14 protein-coding genes, 2 tRNA genes, 1 pseudogene and 1 riboswitch are annotated in these 16,032 nt (G+C 69.6%); of the genes and pseudogenes, 8 read left to right on the top strand and 9 right to left on the bottom strand.

Translation table 11 applies throughout. The features are described from left to right. The first annotated feature begins 172 nt into the window (after nt 1–172). From H483_RS23640 to H483_RS23635, 3 genes and pseudogenes are all read left to right on the top strand, one after another. Nucleotides 173–1,549, top strand: a complete 1,377-nt coding sequence (locus tag H483_RS23640) for an IS30 family transposase (RefSeq protein ID WP_017835732.1) — start codon at nt 173–175, stop codon at nt 1,547–1,549. Between the two features lie 7 nt (nt 1,550–1,556). Then, a pseudogene (locus H483_RS0119030) lies at nt 1,557–1,868 on the top strand (transposase); the annotation flags it as partial. A gap of 319 nt (nt 1,869–2,187) precedes the next feature. Further along, nucleotides 2,188–2,457, top strand: coding sequence for a hypothetical protein (locus tag H483_RS23635; protein WP_017835730.1), 270 nt, complete (start codon nt 2,188–2,190; stop codon nt 2,455–2,457). A gap of 111 nt (nt 2,458–2,568) precedes the next feature. Here H483_RS23635 and H483_RS23630 read toward each other — a convergent pair. The 3 genes from H483_RS23630 to H483_RS23620 form a co-directional block, all read right to left on the bottom strand. Then, a tRNA-His gene (locus H483_RS23630) sits at nt 2,569–2,644 on the bottom strand. Nucleotides 2,645–2,751: 107 nt separating this feature from the next. After that, entirely contained in the window at nt 2,752–3,420 is a 669-nt protein-coding gene (orn, locus tag H483_RS23625) for an oligoribonuclease (protein WP_017835729.1), read from the bottom strand. Between the two features lie 45 nt (nt 3,421–3,465). Further along, nucleotides 3,466–4,110, bottom strand: coding sequence for a hypothetical protein (locus tag H483_RS23620; protein WP_031264525.1), 645 nt, complete (start codon nt 4,108–4,110; stop codon nt 3,466–3,468). A gap of 115 nt (nt 4,111–4,225) precedes the next feature. Between H483_RS23620 and H483_RS23615 the strand changes: the two genes are divergently transcribed. Continuing rightward, nucleotides 4,226–4,921 carry a TetR/AcrR family transcriptional regulator gene (locus tag H483_RS23615; protein ID WP_017835727.1) on the top strand — a complete coding sequence of 232 codons (696 nt, stop codon included), beginning with the start codon at nt 4,226–4,228 and terminating at the stop codon, nt 4,919–4,921. 57 nt (nt 4,922–4,978) lie between these two features. On the opposite strand, the gene cmrA is transcribed toward H483_RS23615, so the two are convergent. Beyond that, nucleotides 4,979–5,797, bottom strand: coding sequence for a mycolate reductase (gene cmrA, locus H483_RS23610; RefSeq protein WP_031264524.1), 819 nt, complete (start codon nt 5,795–5,797; stop codon nt 4,979–4,981). A 337-nt stretch (nt 5,798–6,134) separates the two neighbouring features. Here cmrA and H483_RS23605 point away from each other — a divergent pair, with 337 nt between their 5' ends. After that, nucleotides 6,135–7,466, top strand: coding sequence for an MFS transporter (locus tag H483_RS23605; protein WP_042328917.1), 1,332 nt, complete (start codon nt 6,135–6,137; stop codon nt 7,464–7,466). Between the two features lie 601 nt (nt 7,467–8,067). Here H483_RS23605 and H483_RS23600 read toward each other — a convergent pair. Then, on the bottom strand, nt 8,068–8,742 hold the full coding sequence (locus tag H483_RS23600; protein WP_017835724.1) for an HAD family hydrolase: 675 nt from the start codon (nt 8,740–8,742) through the stop codon (nt 8,068–8,070). 101 nt (nt 8,743–8,843) lie between these two features. Here H483_RS23600 and H483_RS23595 point away from each other — a divergent pair, with 101 nt between their 5' ends. Continuing rightward, nucleotides 8,844–9,836, top strand: coding sequence for a TIGR03557 family F420-dependent LLM class oxidoreductase (locus tag H483_RS23595; RefSeq protein WP_017835723.1), 993 nt, complete (start codon nt 8,844–8,846; stop codon nt 9,834–9,836). A 189-nt stretch (nt 9,837–10,025) separates the two neighbouring features. On the opposite strand, the gene H483_RS23590 is transcribed toward H483_RS23595, so the two are convergent. The 4 genes from H483_RS23590 to H483_RS23575 form a co-directional block, all read right to left on the bottom strand. Continuing rightward, nucleotides 10,026–11,096 (bottom strand): ABC transporter substrate-binding protein, encoded by a 1,071-nt coding sequence (locus H483_RS23590; protein WP_017835722.1) that lies wholly within the window; start codon nt 11,094–11,096, stop codon nt 10,026–10,028. Next, the gene (locus H483_RS23585) at nt 11,093–11,869 is read right to left on the bottom strand and encodes an ABC transporter permease (RefSeq protein ID WP_017835721.1); all 777 of its coding nucleotides are present in this window, start codon (nt 11,867–11,869) and stop codon (nt 11,093–11,095) included. Before H483_RS23585 ends, H483_RS23590 begins: the two co-directional genes overlap by 4 nt. Next, the gene (locus H483_RS23580; RefSeq protein ID WP_031264523.1) at nt 11,866–12,705 is read right to left on the bottom strand and encodes an ABC transporter ATP-binding protein; all 840 of its coding nucleotides are present in this window, start codon (nt 12,703–12,705) and stop codon (nt 11,866–11,868) included. The genes H483_RS23585 and H483_RS23580 overlap by 4 nt, the downstream gene beginning before the upstream one ends. Continuing rightward, nucleotides 12,688–12,785, bottom strand: a riboswitch (TPP riboswitch). It overlaps the preceding gene by 18 nt. 263 nt (nt 12,786–13,048) lie before the next feature. Further along, nucleotides 13,049–13,121, bottom strand: a tRNA-Arg gene (locus tag H483_RS23575). Between the two features lie 97 nt (nt 13,122–13,218). On the opposite strand from H483_RS23575, the gene H483_RS23570 reads away from it, so the two are divergent. Together H483_RS23570 and H483_RS23565 are read left to right on the top strand one after the other, a co-directional pair. Further along, on the top strand, nt 13,219–15,258 hold the full coding sequence (locus H483_RS23570; RefSeq protein ID WP_017835719.1) for a cytochrome c oxidase assembly protein: 2,040 nt from the start codon (nt 13,219–13,221) through the stop codon (nt 15,256–15,258). 168 nt (nt 15,259–15,426) lie between these two features. Beyond that, complete coding sequence (locus tag H483_RS23565; protein WP_017835718.1) at nt 15,427–15,954, top strand: single-stranded DNA-binding protein; 528 nt, start codon at nt 15,427–15,429, stop codon at nt 15,952–15,954. The last annotated feature ends 78 nt before the right edge of the window (nt 15,955–16,032 follow it).

The following is a 16,032-nucleotide window of genomic DNA, read 5'->3' as shown; positions in this document are numbered from 1 at the left end:
CCTGGTCATGACTCCACTGCGAATGGCGCTGTGGCAACGCGATCGCGAGGGACACCCGATCGAACCCAAGTCGCTGGTCAGCCACTCGGACGCGGGCAGTCAAGGCAGATTCAACTGGTCGTCGCAACACCCCAGGTAATGGAGGTGGATTGTGGGTAGGCCTGCAGGATGGATGAAGGAGCTCACGGGAAGGTCGGCGTTGAAGTCGCCGGGACGGCCCTCGCACCGTCGTGAGGTGGAGCGGTTGTTCTGGAAGCAGATCGCCACGGGGGTCACCAGCGAGCAGGCCGCCGCGGCGGTCGGCGTGTCGAGTGCCGTCGGCACGCGGTGGTTCCGCCATCGTGGTGGCATGCCGCTACACCTGGCCACGGATGTGTCCTCCCGGTACTTGTCCTTCTTTGAGCGCGAAGAGATTGCGGTGATGGTCGCCGAGGGTAAGGGGGTACGCGAAATCGCCCGCACACTGGATCGCGCGCCGTCGACGATCTCGCGCGAACTGCGCCGCAACGCTGCCACTCGCGGCGGCAAGCTCGAGTACCGGGCATCGGTTGCGCAGTGGAAGTCGGAGATCTTCGCCGCCCGCCCCAAAGAGGCGAAGCTGGTCAGAAACGAGCCCCTGCGCGAGTACGTCCAGGACCGACTGGCCGGCAGGATCACCGACAGTGACGGAGCCCCGGTCGACGGGCCGGAGGAAGCAAAATGGGCGGGCCGCAACAAGCCGCATCGAGGCGATCGCCGGTGGGTCAAGGGCTGGAGCCCCGAGCAGATCAGCAACCGCCTGAAGGTCGACTTCCCGGAAGATGAGTCCATGCGCATCTCCCACGAAGCCATCTACCAGGCGCTTTACATCCAAGGGCGAGGTGCTCTCAAGCGGGAACTCGTGACCTGCCTGCGCACGGGCCGCGCTCTGCGGGTGCCGCGCGAGCGCACCCGTTCGGCCACGTGGGCGCACGTGAACGACAAAGTCCTGATCAGTGAGCGCCCCGCCGAAGCCGAGGACCGGGCCGTGCCCGGGCACTGGGAAGGCGATCTGATCATTGGCCTCAACCGCTCCGCAATCGGCACCCTTGTTGAGCGCACCACGAGGTTCACCATGCTCGTGCATCTGCCCCGCGAGGAGGGCTACGGGCAAACGCCACGAGTGAAGAACGGGCCCGCGCTGTCCGGATACGGCGCCGAGAGCATGTCGCGGGCGCTGGCCAGGACGATCACCGACCTACCCGAGCACCTCCTGCGCTCGTTGACGTGGGACCGCGGCAAAGAGCTGTCGGCGCATGCCCAGTTCACCGTTGAGACCGGTCTGCAGGTGTTCTTCGCCGACCCCCGCAGCCCCTGGCAGCGGGGCTCTAACGAGAACACGAACGGATTGCTGCGCCAGTACTTCCCGAAGGGCACCGACCTCTCCCGCTGGACCGCAGAAGACCTTGCAGCCATCGCACACACCCTCAACACACGGCCACGAAAGACACTTGGGTGGCGAACTCCGGCCGAAGCCCTTGACGATCATCTACAGTCACTACAAACGTCAAGTGTTGCGACGACCGATTGAATTCACCCAATATACATCTGTAGCGTTCACTGAACGCCTCGCGTTAGAGGGTATCGACCCGTCGATCGGCAGCGTCGGGGACGCGTACGACAATGCGCTCATGGAGACGATCAACGGCCTCTACAAGGCCGAGTGCATCCGCTCGTCGATCTTCCACGACGGGCCGTACAAGACGATCTCCGACGTCGAGTACGCCACCGCTGCGTGGGTCGAGTGGTACAACAATGAACGGCTCCACTCGAGCCTGGACTACGTCCCGCCCATCGAGTTCGAGCAGAGCTACTACGCCGCTCTCAACCGAGAGCTGCAACCCACATAGGGAGCGGCGGGAAACCTGGGGCGGTTCACCCGAGACTGGACGTCACATGTGGTGGGGCGGTGTGAAACGGCCGTTGCCGGGTGCGAGAGGCCCCGCCCGATTCGCCTAGCGACTCTAGCGCGAGACGGAACCGCTGGGGAAGGATCCCGAGGGCCGCCCATCGACGATCGAGGAAAAGCCGTGCTGCCCGCTTTCGACCTTCACGACCACCGAGCCCATACCGCCCTCGACCATAACGGGTATTGCAGAGGCAGTGGCTTCGGGAGCGGCAGGCCCAGGATGTCGAGACCGGAGACCCGCTAGGCCCGGAGGCCGAGGCGTGAAGAATGACAAGTTGAGGGTAGGCATCGCTCTCGGCCTTGCGATCGGAACCGCGTTCGGTCTGGCGATGGAGAACATCGGCGCCGGCATCGCGATCGGCATGGCCATCGGTATTGCCTTCGGAGCAGCTCTGTCCGGCGGCGATGAAGACGAGGGCGAGGCGGAGAAGGGTTCGTCGCCCGACTCGGAGGACAAGGGCCACCAAGGCCTCGGCAGGATCGCCGCCGAAAAGAATGAAGATCCCGGAGACGACCGGGACGGAGCGTGATCCCCCGTCGGGACTCACGCAGGAGCGGCTGCTATTGCAGGAACCGTTGCATGGGCCCAAACAAAAACGGCGGGCGACGCGCACGATGTGCAGGTCACCCGCCGATTCCGGTGGGGTGGCTGACGGGACTCGAACCCGCGACAGCCAGGATCACAACCTGGTGCTCTACCAACTGAACTACAGCCACCATCGCCGTCCTCGCGAACAGCGTTGACGATGTTACCCGGTCTGAGCCCCGGTCAGGAAATCGGGAGGTGTCGACGCGGACCGGACCCGCACACGGGCGGCAGGGGCTCAGTTGACCGGGGGCAGGGCCCCGGCCGCCGCGCGCACCTCGTCGGTGGTCGGACCGGGCTGGGGCACGAACGCCGTGGCGCGGTAGTACTTCAGCTCGCGGATCGACTCCTTGATGTCGGCCAGCGCGCGGTGGGACATGCCTTTCTCTGGCTGGCCGAAGTAGATGCGCGGGTACCAGCGGCGGCACAGCTCCTTGATCGAGCTCACGTCGATCATCCGGTAGTGCAGGTAGGAGTTGAGCTCGGGCATGTCCCGGGCGAGGAACCCTCGGTCGGTGCCGATCGAGTTGCCGGCCAGGGGAGCGGTCCCGCCCACCGGGACCCACGCCCGGACGTAATCCAGGACCAGCTTCTCGGCCTCCGCCACCGTCACGGCGGAGGCGCGGATCTCCTCGGTCAGCCCCGACGAGGAGTGCATGTCCCGCACGACCGGCAGCATCGCCGCGAGCTTGGCATCGGAGGCGTGGATGACGATGTCCACGCCCTCGCCGAGGACATTGAGTTCCGAGTCGGTGACCAGTGCGGCGATCTCCACCAGCGCGTCGTTGGTGGTGTCGAGGCCCGTCATCTCGCAGTCGATCCACACGATCCGGTCGTTCTTGGATTCCTTGTGGGGCGTGGGGCTCGACGTCGCGACGGCGGTGGAAGCAGGGCTCGACTCTGGCATCGTTCGACTATATCGCCGCACGAGGTGCTGACCGGACCCGGAGGATCAGCCCCGGCCCTGTCGCGCATCGCCGGCAGAGGCTGCGGTGATCGCTGCGTAGACGGCTGCAACCGCAAAAGCGAGCCCGTAGGCCATCCGACCGGAGGGCGGGAGGAAGAACTGCGGGAGGAACAGCGTCGCGATCACCGCGAGCGGAACAAACGCCACTGCCACTCGACCCGGCTGGTGCAGCCGACGCCACGAGAGGGCCGCCACGACGCCGGCCACCGCCAGGGCGATCAGCCCCACCGCGAAGAGGGCCATGGCAGTGGGGTTGTCCCGGACAGCTGGCACCAGATCGAGAACGCCGGGGTCGCCTTCCAGGGCCCTGCTCCCGATCTCGTGCAGTGCGAACGCCTCGGCGCCGTAGTAGGGAAGGACGAGCGCGGCACCGACGGGGCCCGCCCACCGGAGCGGGCTCGTGGTGAGGAGGGACCAGAGCGCGGCGAGGACGACGAGGGAGGCCGCTCCCGCCAGGTGGGAGACGATCCACAGGGGCGAGGAGAACGCCTCCGCCGCGGCGAGGGTGTCCCCTCCGTCGGCATCGCCGTAGGGGCGTAGCAGGAGGTAGACGGCCATGAGGGCGCCAGCGGTGACGGCGAGGACGGACGGTGCCCGGCGAGACGCTGGGCTGGGCTTCGGATAAGACATCGGACCTCCGGCCATTTGGGAGAGCACTGCTCTCGTTTTGGATTGACGCTCACAGTAGGCCCAGTCCGCTGACAAAGCAAGAGCGCCGCTCTCGGTTTTCTGGAACACTCGCGGTATGGGCAAACGGGACGAGGCCAGGGCCGAGACCATCGAGCGGATCCTCGCCGCCGCGCGGGGGGAGATCGCAAAGGTCGGCGGGGTGGGCTTGTCGATGCGCTCGGTCTCTCGCGAGGTCGGGATGGTCTCCTCCGCGGTCTACCGCTACTTTCCGTCAAGGGAGGACCTGCTCACCGCGATGATCCTCGAAAGCTACCGCGGCCTGGCCGACGCTCTCCGCGAGGCTGAGGCCGAGGCCGAGGCCGCGGACGAGCGCGATGAGGCCGCAACCGGGAATCCCGACGCCGGCTCCGACGCCGAACGGTGGCGCCGTCTCGCGGACGCCCTCCGCAGATGGGGACTGCGAGCACCGCACGAGTTCCAGCTCATCTACGGCACGCCGATCCCCGGTTATGTGGCACCGGCCGAGACGATCCCGGCCGCGGGGGAGGTGGCGGGGCCATTTCTGGCCTGCCTCCGGTCCCGGCAGGTCGCCGGGTTCGAACTCCCCGGCGATGGCGGTGGGATGCACGCTTTCGCAGAGGACGTCGGCGTCACTCCGTCGGCTGCGGCAGCGGTTGTCGCGGCGATCTCCGAACTCGTCGGCTTCGTCGGACTCGAGCTCGCGGGGTACTTCGTGGGCCTGGCCGACCCGGCCGACGATCTGTACGGGTTAGTGGCCGCCCGTCAGGTTCGTGACCTGGGACTGGAGTAGGCGGCAGGCCGTCGAGTACCGATTCCGGGCCCGCCACCCGGACCACCGGCTGGCGATTCAGGCCTCGGCCTGCTCCTCGCCGAGCTTGGCGTAGAACCGACCCACCACAGGGGCCATGAGCGCACGCGGGGTGTAGTTGCCCGCCACGGACATGGCCTGGCCCAGCGGGCCCGGGACCACGCGCATCTTGTTCCGGGCGAGCGCGTCCAGGGAGATCCGGGCGGTGTAGGTGGTGTCCACCCAGAAGCGGTCGGGGACCAGGCGGTCGACGAAGGTCTTGTCCTCCTCGGCGATCTCCTCGGTGCGTACCGGGCCGGGCGCCAGCAGCGTGACGTTGACCCCGGAGCCCTTGAGCTCGCCGCGAAGTGACTCGGAGAAGGTGTTGAGGAACGCCTTGGTCGCGGCGTAGGTGGCGTTGTTGGGGATCGGCATGTTGCCGGCCGCCGAGCCGACGTTGAGGATCGCGCCCGAGCGACGCTCCACCATTCCGGGCAGGACCGCCAGCACGAGGTCGTGGCAGGCGACGGCGTTGACCTGCACTTGGCTCTTCTCGTACTGCGGATCGAGCGTGGCGACCGGGCCGAATGAGGCGATGCCGGCGTTGTTGCACAGGATCGAGACCTCGCGGCCCGCCAGTTCCTCCAGAAGCGGGGCCCGCTCGGCCGGATCGGACAGGTCGCAGGCCCGCACCTCGACCGACACCCGGAACTGGCCCTCCAACCGCTCCTTGAGCTCCTGCAGCACCTCGCCGCGCCGCGCCACCACGATCAGGGAATGCCCGCGGCGGGCCAACTCGGCGGCCAGCGCCATGCCGATCCCGGAGGAGGCGCCGGTGACGACAGCACGATTCGTCGCGGTGGGCAGGGGAAGCGGCATCATGCGTCCTCGGGTCAGGTGGTCAGGGCCGAGGGTGAGCGTACCGGCGAGGGTGGTGAACGGGGGAGTCGGTGACGACGACGAGCGCGGCCCCGGCGATCTCGGGCACCCGCCACCCGGGGCCTTCCACGGTGAGCCCACCTCCGCTCCCGAGACCCTGGATGTACCGCCACCCACTAGGTTCGAGGGCGTGAGCAGCACCGGGTCACCGCCCCCTCCAGAGACCGCGACCTCGTCGTCGTCGCCCTTTTCGCTCGATCCCCGTCCCGCGACCTCGTCGTCGTCGTTCTCTCCCGATCCCCGCCCCGCCACCCGCGGCCAGGTCTTCTCCTGGGCCATCTGGGACTGGGGCTCGGCGGCGTTCAACGCGGTGATCGTCACCTTTGTCTTCTCCGTCTATCTCACCGACTCGGTCGGGGCGGACCTCGACGGTCCGTTCTCTGCCGCGACGTGGCTGTCGATCGCGATAGCGCTGGCCGGGCTGGTGATCGCGGTGACCGCGCCGGTGATGGGCCAGCGCGCGGACCGGGGCGGGCGTCGCCGGCGTTCGCTGGCGATCTGGACCTACCTCACGGTGGCGCTGACCGCGCTGATGGTCCTCGTCGACGCGGACGCGCCCTACCCGTGGTTCTTCGTGGGGCTGCTGCTTCTCGCCCTGGGGTCCATCACGTTCGAGTTCGCGGAGGTGTCCTACTTCGCCATGCTCCGGCAGGTCTCCACCCCGGCCACCGTCGGACGGGTCTCGGGATTCGGGTGGGCGATGGGCTACTTCGGCGGGATCTTCCTGCTGCTCACCGCGTTTCTCGGCTTCATCTCCGGCGACGGCGACGAGCGGGGCCTGCTGGGCATCTCCACCGACGGCGGCCTCAACGTGCGGCTGGTGTGCCTGGTCGCGGCGGTGTGGTTCGCGGTGTTCGCGCTGCCCGTGCTGCGGTCGGTGCCGGAGAACCGGCCCCGGGTGAGGTCTGGCGGCGACGCCGAGAACGGTGAGGTCGACGACGACGGTCAGGGCGACGACGACAAGGTGGGCCTCGGCGAGTCCTATCGCATCCTCTGGCGGGACCTCAAGGCACTGTGGCGCCGGGATCCGCGGACCGTGAAGTTCCTCGTTGCCAGTGCCATCTTCCGAGACGGGTTGGCGGGGGTGTTCACCTTCGGGGCGATCTTGGCAGTCACGGTGTACGGGCTCGCGCCGGGCGACGTGCTGATCTTCGGGGTGGCGGCCAACGTGGTGGCAGCCCTGGGGGCGGCGGTCGCGGGAGTCGCGGACGACCTGGTGGGGCCGAAGGTGGTGATCATCGGTTCACTCGCGGCGATGCTCGGCACCATGACCGTCCTGCTGTTCGTCGACGGCACCGCCATGTTCTGGATCTTCGGCCTGCTCATGTGCCTGTTCGTGGGCCCGGCGCAGTCCGCCTCGCGGTCCTTCCTGGCCCGCCTCGCGCCGCCCGGCGGCGACGGCCAGATGTTCGGCCTCTACGCCACCACCGGGCGGGCGGTCTCGTTCCTCGCGCCCGCGCTGTTCGGTCTGTTCACGTGGGGTTTCGGCACCGACCGGGCGGGGATCGCCGGGATCGCCCTGGTCCTGCTCGTGGGCCTGCTCCTGCTGCTGCCCGTGCGCACCCCGACCCGCGCCGAGACGTCGACCACCTGGTCCGGCGCCGCCTGATCGCGGCACCGTCCTGACTGGTCGCGGCACCCTGCCGCCTGGCCTGATCGCGGCACCCCACCGCCTGGCCTGATCGCGGCACCCCACCGCCTGATCTGCCCAGCACCCCCCTGCCTGGCCTGCCCAGCGCCCCTCTGCCTGGCCTGCCCAGCACCCCCCCTGCCTGGCCTGCCCAGCACCCCCCTGCCTGGCCTGCCCAGCGCCCCCCCTGACTTGTGCGCCCCCTTCGGCCTGCGTGTCGAAAGTGCACACTCTCGGCTGATCTGCGCGGCGCTACTGGTCCATAGAGGACACACAAGGCGGGGCGGACCTTCGGGGGCCGGAACGGGGCGGCCCCTACGGCGGGCTGAGGACTGCCGGGGCGGCAGGCGGGCCCGCCGGGCCCGCCGGGCTCGCCGGGTCCCGTGCCGGCCACCCCGAGGTGCGCGTGCGCAATGGTCCCAAGCCGCCGCACGAGTGTGCGGAATGCGGTCGAAGAGCACGCATAAGCCGAAGAGGACGCATAAGGCAGGGGGCGAGGTTGAGGGGCGAAGCGGAGGCGGCCGGGGGAGGGCCCGGCAGGCGCGGCAGAGGCGCTCCCTGCCAGGCCACCCCCGGGCGCTTAGAGGGCGCCGGACGTGAGGAGTTCCAGCACCCCGGCGGCGTCGTCGGCGATTGCAGAAAACCCCGCCTCGCGCAGTTCGGCGTCCCCGATACCGCCCGTGCGCACGGCCACCGAGCGGATGCCCAGCTTTCCGGCCGCGATGGCGTCCCACGTCGCGTCGCCCACCATGACCGCGTCCTTGGCGTCGACGCCCGAGCGCTCGAGGGCGATCGCCACGATTGTGGGATCGGGCTTGGCCTGGTCGACGTCCTCGCCGGTGGTCACGGCATTCACGTGGTCGTCGACATCGAGAAGCTCCCGCGCCTGCTCGAACTCCGACGGTGCCGCCGAGGTCGCGAGCACGACGATCCAGCCCTGCTCCTTGGCACCATGGATGAGATCGCGGCCACCGGGGAGCAGGCGCAGCGACGCCTCCGCGTAGTACTCCGAATGCAGATCCTTGGCCCGGCTCGCCACGCGATCGCGGTCCTCGTCGTCGTCGACACCGGCGAGATCCAGGAGCTCGGACACCAGCGTGGACCCGTCCTTGCCGATCCGGTGGTGCACCTCCACGAACGGCACCGGCGCGCCGGCCTCGGCCAGAGCGCGGTGCCAGGTCCAGACGTGGACGTAGGTGGAGTCGACCAGGGTGCCGTCGACGTCGAGGAGAAGGGCGCGCGGTGTGGTGGTCATGCGTCCGACCGTGCCCCGCCCCCGCGAGGCAGGCAACCGGTGGCCCCCGCCCGGGTGGCAACCGGTGGCGACACGGCCGGGCCCGGCGCACCCTCGAAACCATGACACGCTTCGGATACACGCTCATGACCGAACAGTCCGGCCCCAAGGAACTCGTGCGCTACGCCGCCAAGGCCGAGCAGTCGGGATTCGACTTCGAGGTGGCCTCGGACCACTACTTCCCGTGGTTGTCCTCGCAGGGGCACGCGCCCTACGTGTGGAGCGTCCTGGGCGCTGTGGCGCACGTGACCGAGCGGGTGGATCTGTGCACGTACGTGACGTGCCCGATCCTGCGCTACCACCCCGCCGTGGTGGCGCAGAAGGCCGCGACCGTGCAGATCATGTCCGACGGCCGGTTCATGCTGGGCATCGGCGCGGGGGAGAACCTCAACGAGCACGTGGTGGGGCAGCGGTGGCCCTCGGTTGACGAACGCCACGAGATGACGGTGGAGGCACTGGAGATCATGGGCGAGCTGTTCGACGGCGGCCTGGTGACCTACTCCGGCGAGCACTTCCGGGTGGACTCCGCCCGCCTGTGGGACCTGCCCGAGAAGCGGGTGCCGATCGGCGTGGCCGCCGGCGGGGAGAAGGCCGTCACCCGACTCGGGCCGCTCGCCGATCACCTCATCGCCACCGAGCCGGAGCCCGCCCACATCGAGAACTGGAACGCGCTCGACGGGCAGAAGAAGATCGGTGACGGCGCCCGGGCGATCGCCCAGATCCCCATCAGCTGGGACCCCGAATCGGAGAAGGCGGCCGTCGAACGCGCGCACGACCAGTTCCGCTGGTTCGCCGGCGGCTGGGCCGCCAACGCCGACCTGCCCACCACCGCCGGGTTCGCCGCGGCCACCAAGTTCGTGCGGCCCGAGGACGTGGCCGAGCAGCTGCCGTGCGGGCCCGACCTGGACGCGATCGTCGAGAAGATCCGGCCGTACTGGGAGGCCGGGTACACGGACGTCGCGCTGATCCAGATCGGCGACTCCACCCTGGACCGGTTCCTCGAGGAGGCCGCCGAGCCGCTGCTCGCGCGGTTGCGGGAGGCCTCCCCGAACTGAAGGTCGGTGGGCCTGCCGGTCTGGAGGCCCTGCGGGCGGACACGCGCCGCCGGGGCCAAGCCGCCGGGGCCAAGCCGCCGGGCCCAAGCCGCCGGGGCCATCGAGAAGAGCGTTTCGCGCATTCTCACTCGACCGATGCGTGCCAAACAGTCTTCGCGATGACGGCGGGGCCTCTCGCGGGGCAGGGTTCTAGCCGCCGGCGCCCGGCAGGTAGTCGTTGGTCGTGGCGGTGGCGCCGTCGACCTCGGTCTCCAGCAGCCCGTTCTGGTACATCCAGTCCGCGTACGCCGCCCAGGCCTCGGCCGACTGCTTCCCGAAACCGCCCTCGGGCAGCAGCTCGAGGGTGGCGTCGATCATCAACTCCAGGATGTCCGGGTCGTAGGAGCCCTGGGTCTCGGGGGTGAGGGAGTCGATGGCGACCTGCCGGTCCCGCAGCGCCGCGGCCTGACCTTCCGCGGTCCCGGCGAGGAAGGCCCGCACGCGCTCGGCGTAGTCGGCATCGTCGGCGAGGCGGGACGGGTTGGCGATGATCACCAGTTCCGCGTAGTCCGGCACCCCGAGCTCCGTGGCCGGGAGCACCACGAAGTCGCCCTGAGCGGTGAGCTCGACGCCCTCGATGTTGCGGAAGGCCCCGAAGACCGCGTCCACCTGGTCGGTCAGGAGGGCCTGGTTGAGGCTCTGCTGCACGTTGGGGGTGGAGATCGAACTAGGGTCGATACCGGCCTCCCGGGCGATGAAGTCCAGAGTCGGCTGCTGAGAGGCCAGTCCCGACAGGCCCACGGTCCTGCCCTCCAGATCGGCCGCGGCGGTGATCCCGGACTCCGTCCTGGCGATCAGCGAGGTCAACGAGGTGGGGATCAACGCGGCCACCGAGATCACGTCGAGGCCCTGCTCCGCGGCGATGAGGGTGTCGGGCTCGTAGGAGATGGCCAGGTCGGCCCGCCCCAGGGACACCTCCCGCGCGGCGTCGGCCGTGTTGGCGGGCGTCATGAACGTCACGTCGACGCCAGCGTCGTCGTACGCGCCGGTGTGCTGCGCGGTGTACAGCGCCACATGGTCGGGATTGGGGCTCCAGTCGAGCAGGACACTCACAGGTGCGGCCCCGGTCTCGGTCGGCTCCGCGTCGTCCGGGCTCGACTGGCATCCGGTCAGGGCCAGCGCCGCCGCGGCCGCGGTCGCGAGCATCCGGACGCCGGGTCGGGTGACGCCGGATCGGGTGAGGGCCCGGCGTGGGGGCGCGCTGGTGGGTGCGTGGGTCATGATGGGGTCCTTTCGGTGGTGGTGTTCCACGGGCAGATGAGTCGTTCGAGGAGGGTCACGGTGGCCAGCAGGACGCTGGACATGATGGTCAGCACGACCACCTGGGCAAAGACGAAGTCCGTCTGGAGTCGGGGGATGGCCTGGAGCATGAGGTACCCCAGGCCGTTGGTCGAACCGGTGTACTCGGCAAAGACCGCGGCCACCGGCGCGAAGGTGACCGAGACGCGCAGTCCCGCGAACCCGCGGGGCGCGGCGGACGGCAGTCTCACCCGCCAGAAGAGCGACCATCGGGTGGCGTGCAGGCTCCGCAGCGTGTCGATCAACCGGGCGTCGACGGTCCGGACGCCGGAGAGGAGGTTGAGGGCGACGGGAAAGAAACACAACAGGGCGACGACGATGACCTTCGGCGCCATCCCGTACCCGAGGGAGATCGTCAGCAGCGGGCCGATCACGATCACCGGGATGGCCTGCGAGGCGACCAGCAGTGGGGTCATGGCCTGACCGATGGTGGGCACGAACGCGCTGATGATCACCACGATCACCGCGACGACCACCCCGAGGACCACACCCAGGAGGGTCTCGGAAGCCGTCAGCAGCGTGGCGGAACCGAGCCGGTCGGGCCAGGTGGTCACGAGTGAGTCGAACACGGCGCCGGGCGCGGGGATGACGTACGCGGGGACGAGCTCGAGCGCGGTGATGGTGATCCACGCGGCGAGGACAAGCAGGATCGTCACGCTGGCGGGAGCGGCGGACCGGAGGAGTCGGACGGTCATCGGGCGGCTCCGCCGTCTGCCAGGTGGGATTCCCGCGCCAGGGCCTGGAGTACGTCCTGCCGGGTTGCCGCGAATCCCTTGTCGCCGAGCAGGGCCTCGCGGGGGCGGTCGTCGCCGAACCACCCCGGCCAGGTGGAGACCACGCGCGCCGGGGCGTCGGCCTCGTGCCGTGCCAGCAGGACCACGCGCTCGGCCAAGAGCAGGGCCTCGTCAACGTCGTGGGTGACCATGACGAGGGTGGCCGGCGTCCCGGCGAGGGTCTCGCGCAGCCATTGCTGGACGTCTGCTCGGGTGATGGCGTCGAGCGCACCGAGCGGCTCGTCCGCCAGCAGCACGGGTTTGTGGGCGAGCAGTGCGCGCGCGAGTGCCGCGCGCTGGCGCATGCCCGCGCTCAGAGCCGAGGGGCGGGACCCCGACCAGGCGCCCAGGCCCAGGCGGTCCAGCAGGAGCTGGGCCTCGGCCCGGGCCACGCGACGGCGCACCCGTTGATTGCGAAGACTGATCGCGACGTTGTCGAGCAGGGTCATCCACGGCAACAGACTGTCGCCCTGTGGCATCAACGCGCAGTGCTCCAGGCGCCGGGCGGGCTGGTGTCGGTCGAGGACGGCGACGGTCCCGGTCGTCGGTTCGGCGAGGCCGGCGATCAGCGACAGCAGCGTCGACTTGCCGCATCCGCTGCGCCCGACGACGGCGATGTGCTCGCCCGCCGGCACGGACAGGCTGAGGTCGGCGAGGACGGGGCGGCGCGCTCCCGGATAGGTGTGGCCCAGCCCGTCCAGCGCCACGGCTGGAGCTCCGGGGCGGCTCAGCACAGCGTGCACCAGCGCATGTGACATCCCTCCGCTCGTGTGAACGAGTTCAGGTTCAGCGGGTGTGATCTCAGCCCCGTCCGGTAGGGGCACCCCGTGTCATCGACGCCGATCCTGTGGATCGACTCGAAGTGCGAACCTACCACCCTGCCCCGCCCGGCGAGTGGTCGCATATGCGCGGTTCCAGGGGAGCCCCACCTGGGGAAACGCGAGCAGAGGTGACCGCGCGACGAGGGGTGGCCCGGCGCCGACGCCAGGTGACACCGGGTGACGCCTGGCGGAGGTGCTGCGGGAGGCGGCGGGCGGTGGTCCGGTGTCGTGCCGGCCAGCGCCGCCGATCAGCGTAGAAGCCGATCTGCGCAGAAGTATGCGCCCCCGAGAGGATTCGAACCCCTGACCAGCCGGGTAGAAACCGGATGCTCTATCCACTGAGCTACGGAGGCCTGCGACGCCCACGTCCGGCGTCGCCGGAAGGATGATAGCCGATCCGGGGGTGTGCGCTGCAGCCGCGAATCGGCCCGGGGCGATCGGGTTAATACGATGGAGGCCATGACGTCGTCCAAGTCGACACCCGCCAGCGCCGGACTGCTCAAGACCCGCAGCGTGGTGCCCGTCGTGATCCTGCTCGCGGTGGTGGCCGCCGCGGTGGTGATCCCGCTGTCGGGCATGTCCACCGAGGTGGCGCTCGCGCTGGTGGGCGTCCCGGACCCGGGCGTGCTCACCACGGCCGGGCTCCCGGCGGTCCGCGCGGTGGGTGAGCTGCTCGCCGCGGTGGCGGTGGGGACGGCTCTGTTCGCGGCGTTCTTCACCCCGCCCCAGAAGGACAAGACCCTCGACGTGGACGGGTACCGCTCGCAGCGGATCTCCTCGTGGGCCAACATCTCGTGGGCGGTGGCCGCGGCGCTGCTCATCCCGCTGACCCTGTCGGACGTCGCCGGGCGCACGTTCTGGGCGGCACTGCCCCCGGACCAGTGGATCGTGGCGATCAACCAGATCGACGTGGCCTCGTCCTGGCGGTGGGCGGCGGTGATCGCGCTGGTGGCCGGGATCGGCCAGCGGCTCACCGTGAGCTGGCGCTGGTCGGTGATCTGGCTGGGGGTGTCGGTGCTCTCGCTCCTGCCGGTGGCGGCCACGGGCCACGCCTCCGGGAGCACCGCGCACGACATCGCCACCAACTCGCTGATCATCCACCTGTTCGCCGCGGCGTTCTACGTGGGCGGTCTGGTCGCCGTGCTCGCCCACACGATGCGGGGCGGCTCCCGCGTGGCGCTGGCCCTGCGCCGCTACTCGGTGGTGGCGACCATCGCGATCATCGCGCTGGGGTTCTCAGGCATCATCAACGCGCTCGTGCGGCTGCACCCCGCCGACCTGTTCTCCTCGACCTACGGTCTGCTCGTGGTGTCCAAGGCGCTGCTGCTGGTCCTGCTCGCGATGTTCGGCCTGGCCATCCGCCGCCGGATCATCGCCAGGATCGAGTCCAGATCGGCCAACGCTCCCGTCGACCGCCCGACCCTCGTGCGGATCGCGCTGGTCGAGGCTGTGGTGATGGCGGGCACGATCGGGCTCTCGGTCTCGCTCGGTCGCACCCCGCCGCCGGCGCCGCTGTACGTGCCCACCCGCCAGGAGGCGCTACTGGGCTTCGAGCTCCCCGGACCGTTCTCGCTCGGCACCGTCTTCGGGGTGTGGCGCTTCGACTTGGTGCTGGGCCTGGCCGCGGTCATCCTGCTGAGCCTGTACGTGTGGGGCCTGATCACCCTGCGCCGCCGCGGCGATGCCTGGCCCGTGGGCCGGACCGTGGCCTGGGTGCTCGGCTGCGTGATCCTGTTCCTCACCACCAGTTCCGGCATGGGGATGTACATGATGGCCGACTTCGCCAGCCACATGGTGGGGCACATGCTCATCTCGATGCTCGTGCCGGTGCTTCTCGCCCTCGGCGGGCCGCTGACCCTGGCGCTGCGGGCGCTCCCGGCCGCGGGCCGTGGGAACCCGCCCGGGGCCCGTGAGTGGATCGTCGAGTTCATCAACAACCCGCTCTCGCGCTTCCTCACCCACCCGATCGTGGCGTCGGTGCAGTTCGTGGCGGGTTTCTACATCATCTACTTCGGCGGGTTCTACGAGACTCTGGCCTCCGAGCACCTGGGCCACATGTTCATGAACGTCCACTTTCTCATCAGTGGGTACCTGTTCTACTGGGTGATCATCGGGGTCGACGCCGCACCGCGGCACTTCTCGCCGCTCTACAAGCTCATGGTGCTGCTCAGCTCGCTGCCGTTCCACGCTTTCTTCGGCATCATGCTCATGAACTACAAGACCGTGCTCGCCGAGAACTGGTATGGCGGGATCGGACTGCCCTGGATTCCGGATCTCCTGCAGAGCCAGCAGGTCGGCGGCGGAGTCGCGTGGGCGGCGGGGGAGATCCCGCTGTTCATCGTCATGTTGGCCCTGGCGTGGCAGTGGTACCAGAGCGACATGCGGGACGCCCGGCGCGGCGAGCGGCAGGCCGAGCGCGACGACGACGCCGAGCTCAAGGCCTATAACGAGATGCTCAGCGCGATGTCCCGGGCGGACCGCAAGTCCTGAGGGGGTGCCCACCTCGTCGTCGTCGGCCTCCCTGCCCACACCCTGCTTGTCCCTCCACAGGGCGGGCACCGCGAGCGGTGCGACCGGGATACGACGACGACGAGGTGGGGCACGCTCGTCAGCACGAGGCCGACGCACGGTCGGTCCGAGTGTGACAGGAGCGAGACCATGAACGAGACCCACACCACCGTCCGCGGAACCGTGATCACCGACCCCACCACCCGTCGGGTCGGCGAGGACTCGGTCTTCTCCTTCCGGGTGGCCAGCAACACCCGCTACCAGGACCGCGACACCGGGGAGTGGAAGACGGGCGGCACGCTGTACTTCTCGGCCAACTGCTGGGGCAGGTTGGCGCAGCGGGCATCCGGGACACTGGTCAAGGGTGACGGCATCATCGTCCAGGGCCGTCTGCTGACCAACGAGTACGAGAAGGACGGCAGGATCCAGCGTGATCTGGAGATGCGGGTTACCGCGCTGGGGCCGGACCTGTCCCGGATGGACGTGACCATGCGCAGGGCCCAGGCCGAGGGGTCCGGCCCGGCTCCCGACGGCCCGGCTCCCGACGGCCACGCCGCGGGCGGTCTCCGAGGCGCGGAGGGCGACGGGGACGTCATGGAGATCGGGTCCCGCGACGCCGACGACGATCCGACGGAGCGTGCGGCCGTCAGCGGGTTGGCGGGGGCGGTTCGGGTCTGAACCGACGGGGCCGCGGGTAGCCCGCCGCCGTGCTCACCGGGGCTGCGGGTGGGCACGTAACATGGGGGCCGTGCCCGC

This window comes from Dietzia sp. UCD-THP, from assembly GCF_000349585.1.
Classification (GTDB): Bacteria; Actinomycetota; Actinomycetes; order Mycobacteriales; family Mycobacteriaceae; genus Dietzia; species Dietzia natronolimnaea_A.
This window is presented reverse-complemented; position numbering and strand designations above follow the sequence as displayed.

Bases quoted from the DNA above. Each gene is read 5' to 3' on its own strand.
- cmrA (WP_031264524.1), bottom strand. From the start codon at position 5,797: ATGCCGCTTCCCCTGCCCACCGCGACGAATCGTGCTGTCGTCACCGGC.
- H483_RS23615 (WP_017835727.1), top strand. From the start codon at position 4,226: ATGGGCAAACGGGACGAGGCCAGGGCCGAGACCATCGAGCGGATCCTC.
- H483_RS23570 (WP_017835719.1), top strand. From the start codon at position 13,219: ATGGAGGCCATGACGTCGTCCAAGTCGACACCCGCCAGCGCCGGACTG.
- orn (WP_017835729.1), bottom strand. From the start codon at position 3,420: ATGCCAGAGTCGAGCCCTGCTTCCACCGCCGTCGCGACGTCGAGCCCC.
- H483_RS23640 (WP_017835732.1), top strand. From the start codon at position 173: ATGAAGGAGCTCACGGGAAGGTCGGCGTTGAAGTCGCCGGGACGGCCC.
- H483_RS23590 (WP_017835722.1), bottom strand. From the start codon at position 11,096: ATGACCCACGCACCCACCAGCGCGCCCCCACGCCGGGCCCTCACCCGA.
- H483_RS23565 (WP_017835718.1), top strand. From the start codon at position 15,427: ATGAACGAGACCCACACCACCGTCCGCGGAACCGTGATCACCGACCCC.
- H483_RS23580 (WP_031264523.1), bottom strand. From the start codon at position 12,705: ATGTCACATGCGCTGGTGCACGCTGTGCTGAGCCGCCCCGGAGCTCCA.
- H483_RS23600 (WP_017835724.1), bottom strand. From the start codon at position 8,742: ATGACCACCACACCGCGCGCCCTTCTCCTCGACGTCGACGGCACCCTG.
- H483_RS23595 (WP_017835723.1), top strand. From the start codon at position 8,844: ATGACACGCTTCGGATACACGCTCATGACCGAACAGTCCGGCCCCAAG.
- H483_RS23585 (WP_017835721.1), bottom strand. From the start codon at position 11,869: ATGACCGTCCGACTCCTCCGGTCCGCCGCTCCCGCCAGCGTGACGATC.
- H483_RS23620 (WP_031264525.1), bottom strand. From the start codon at position 4,110: ATGTCTTATCCGAAGCCCAGCCCAGCGTCTCGCCGGGCACCGTCCGTC.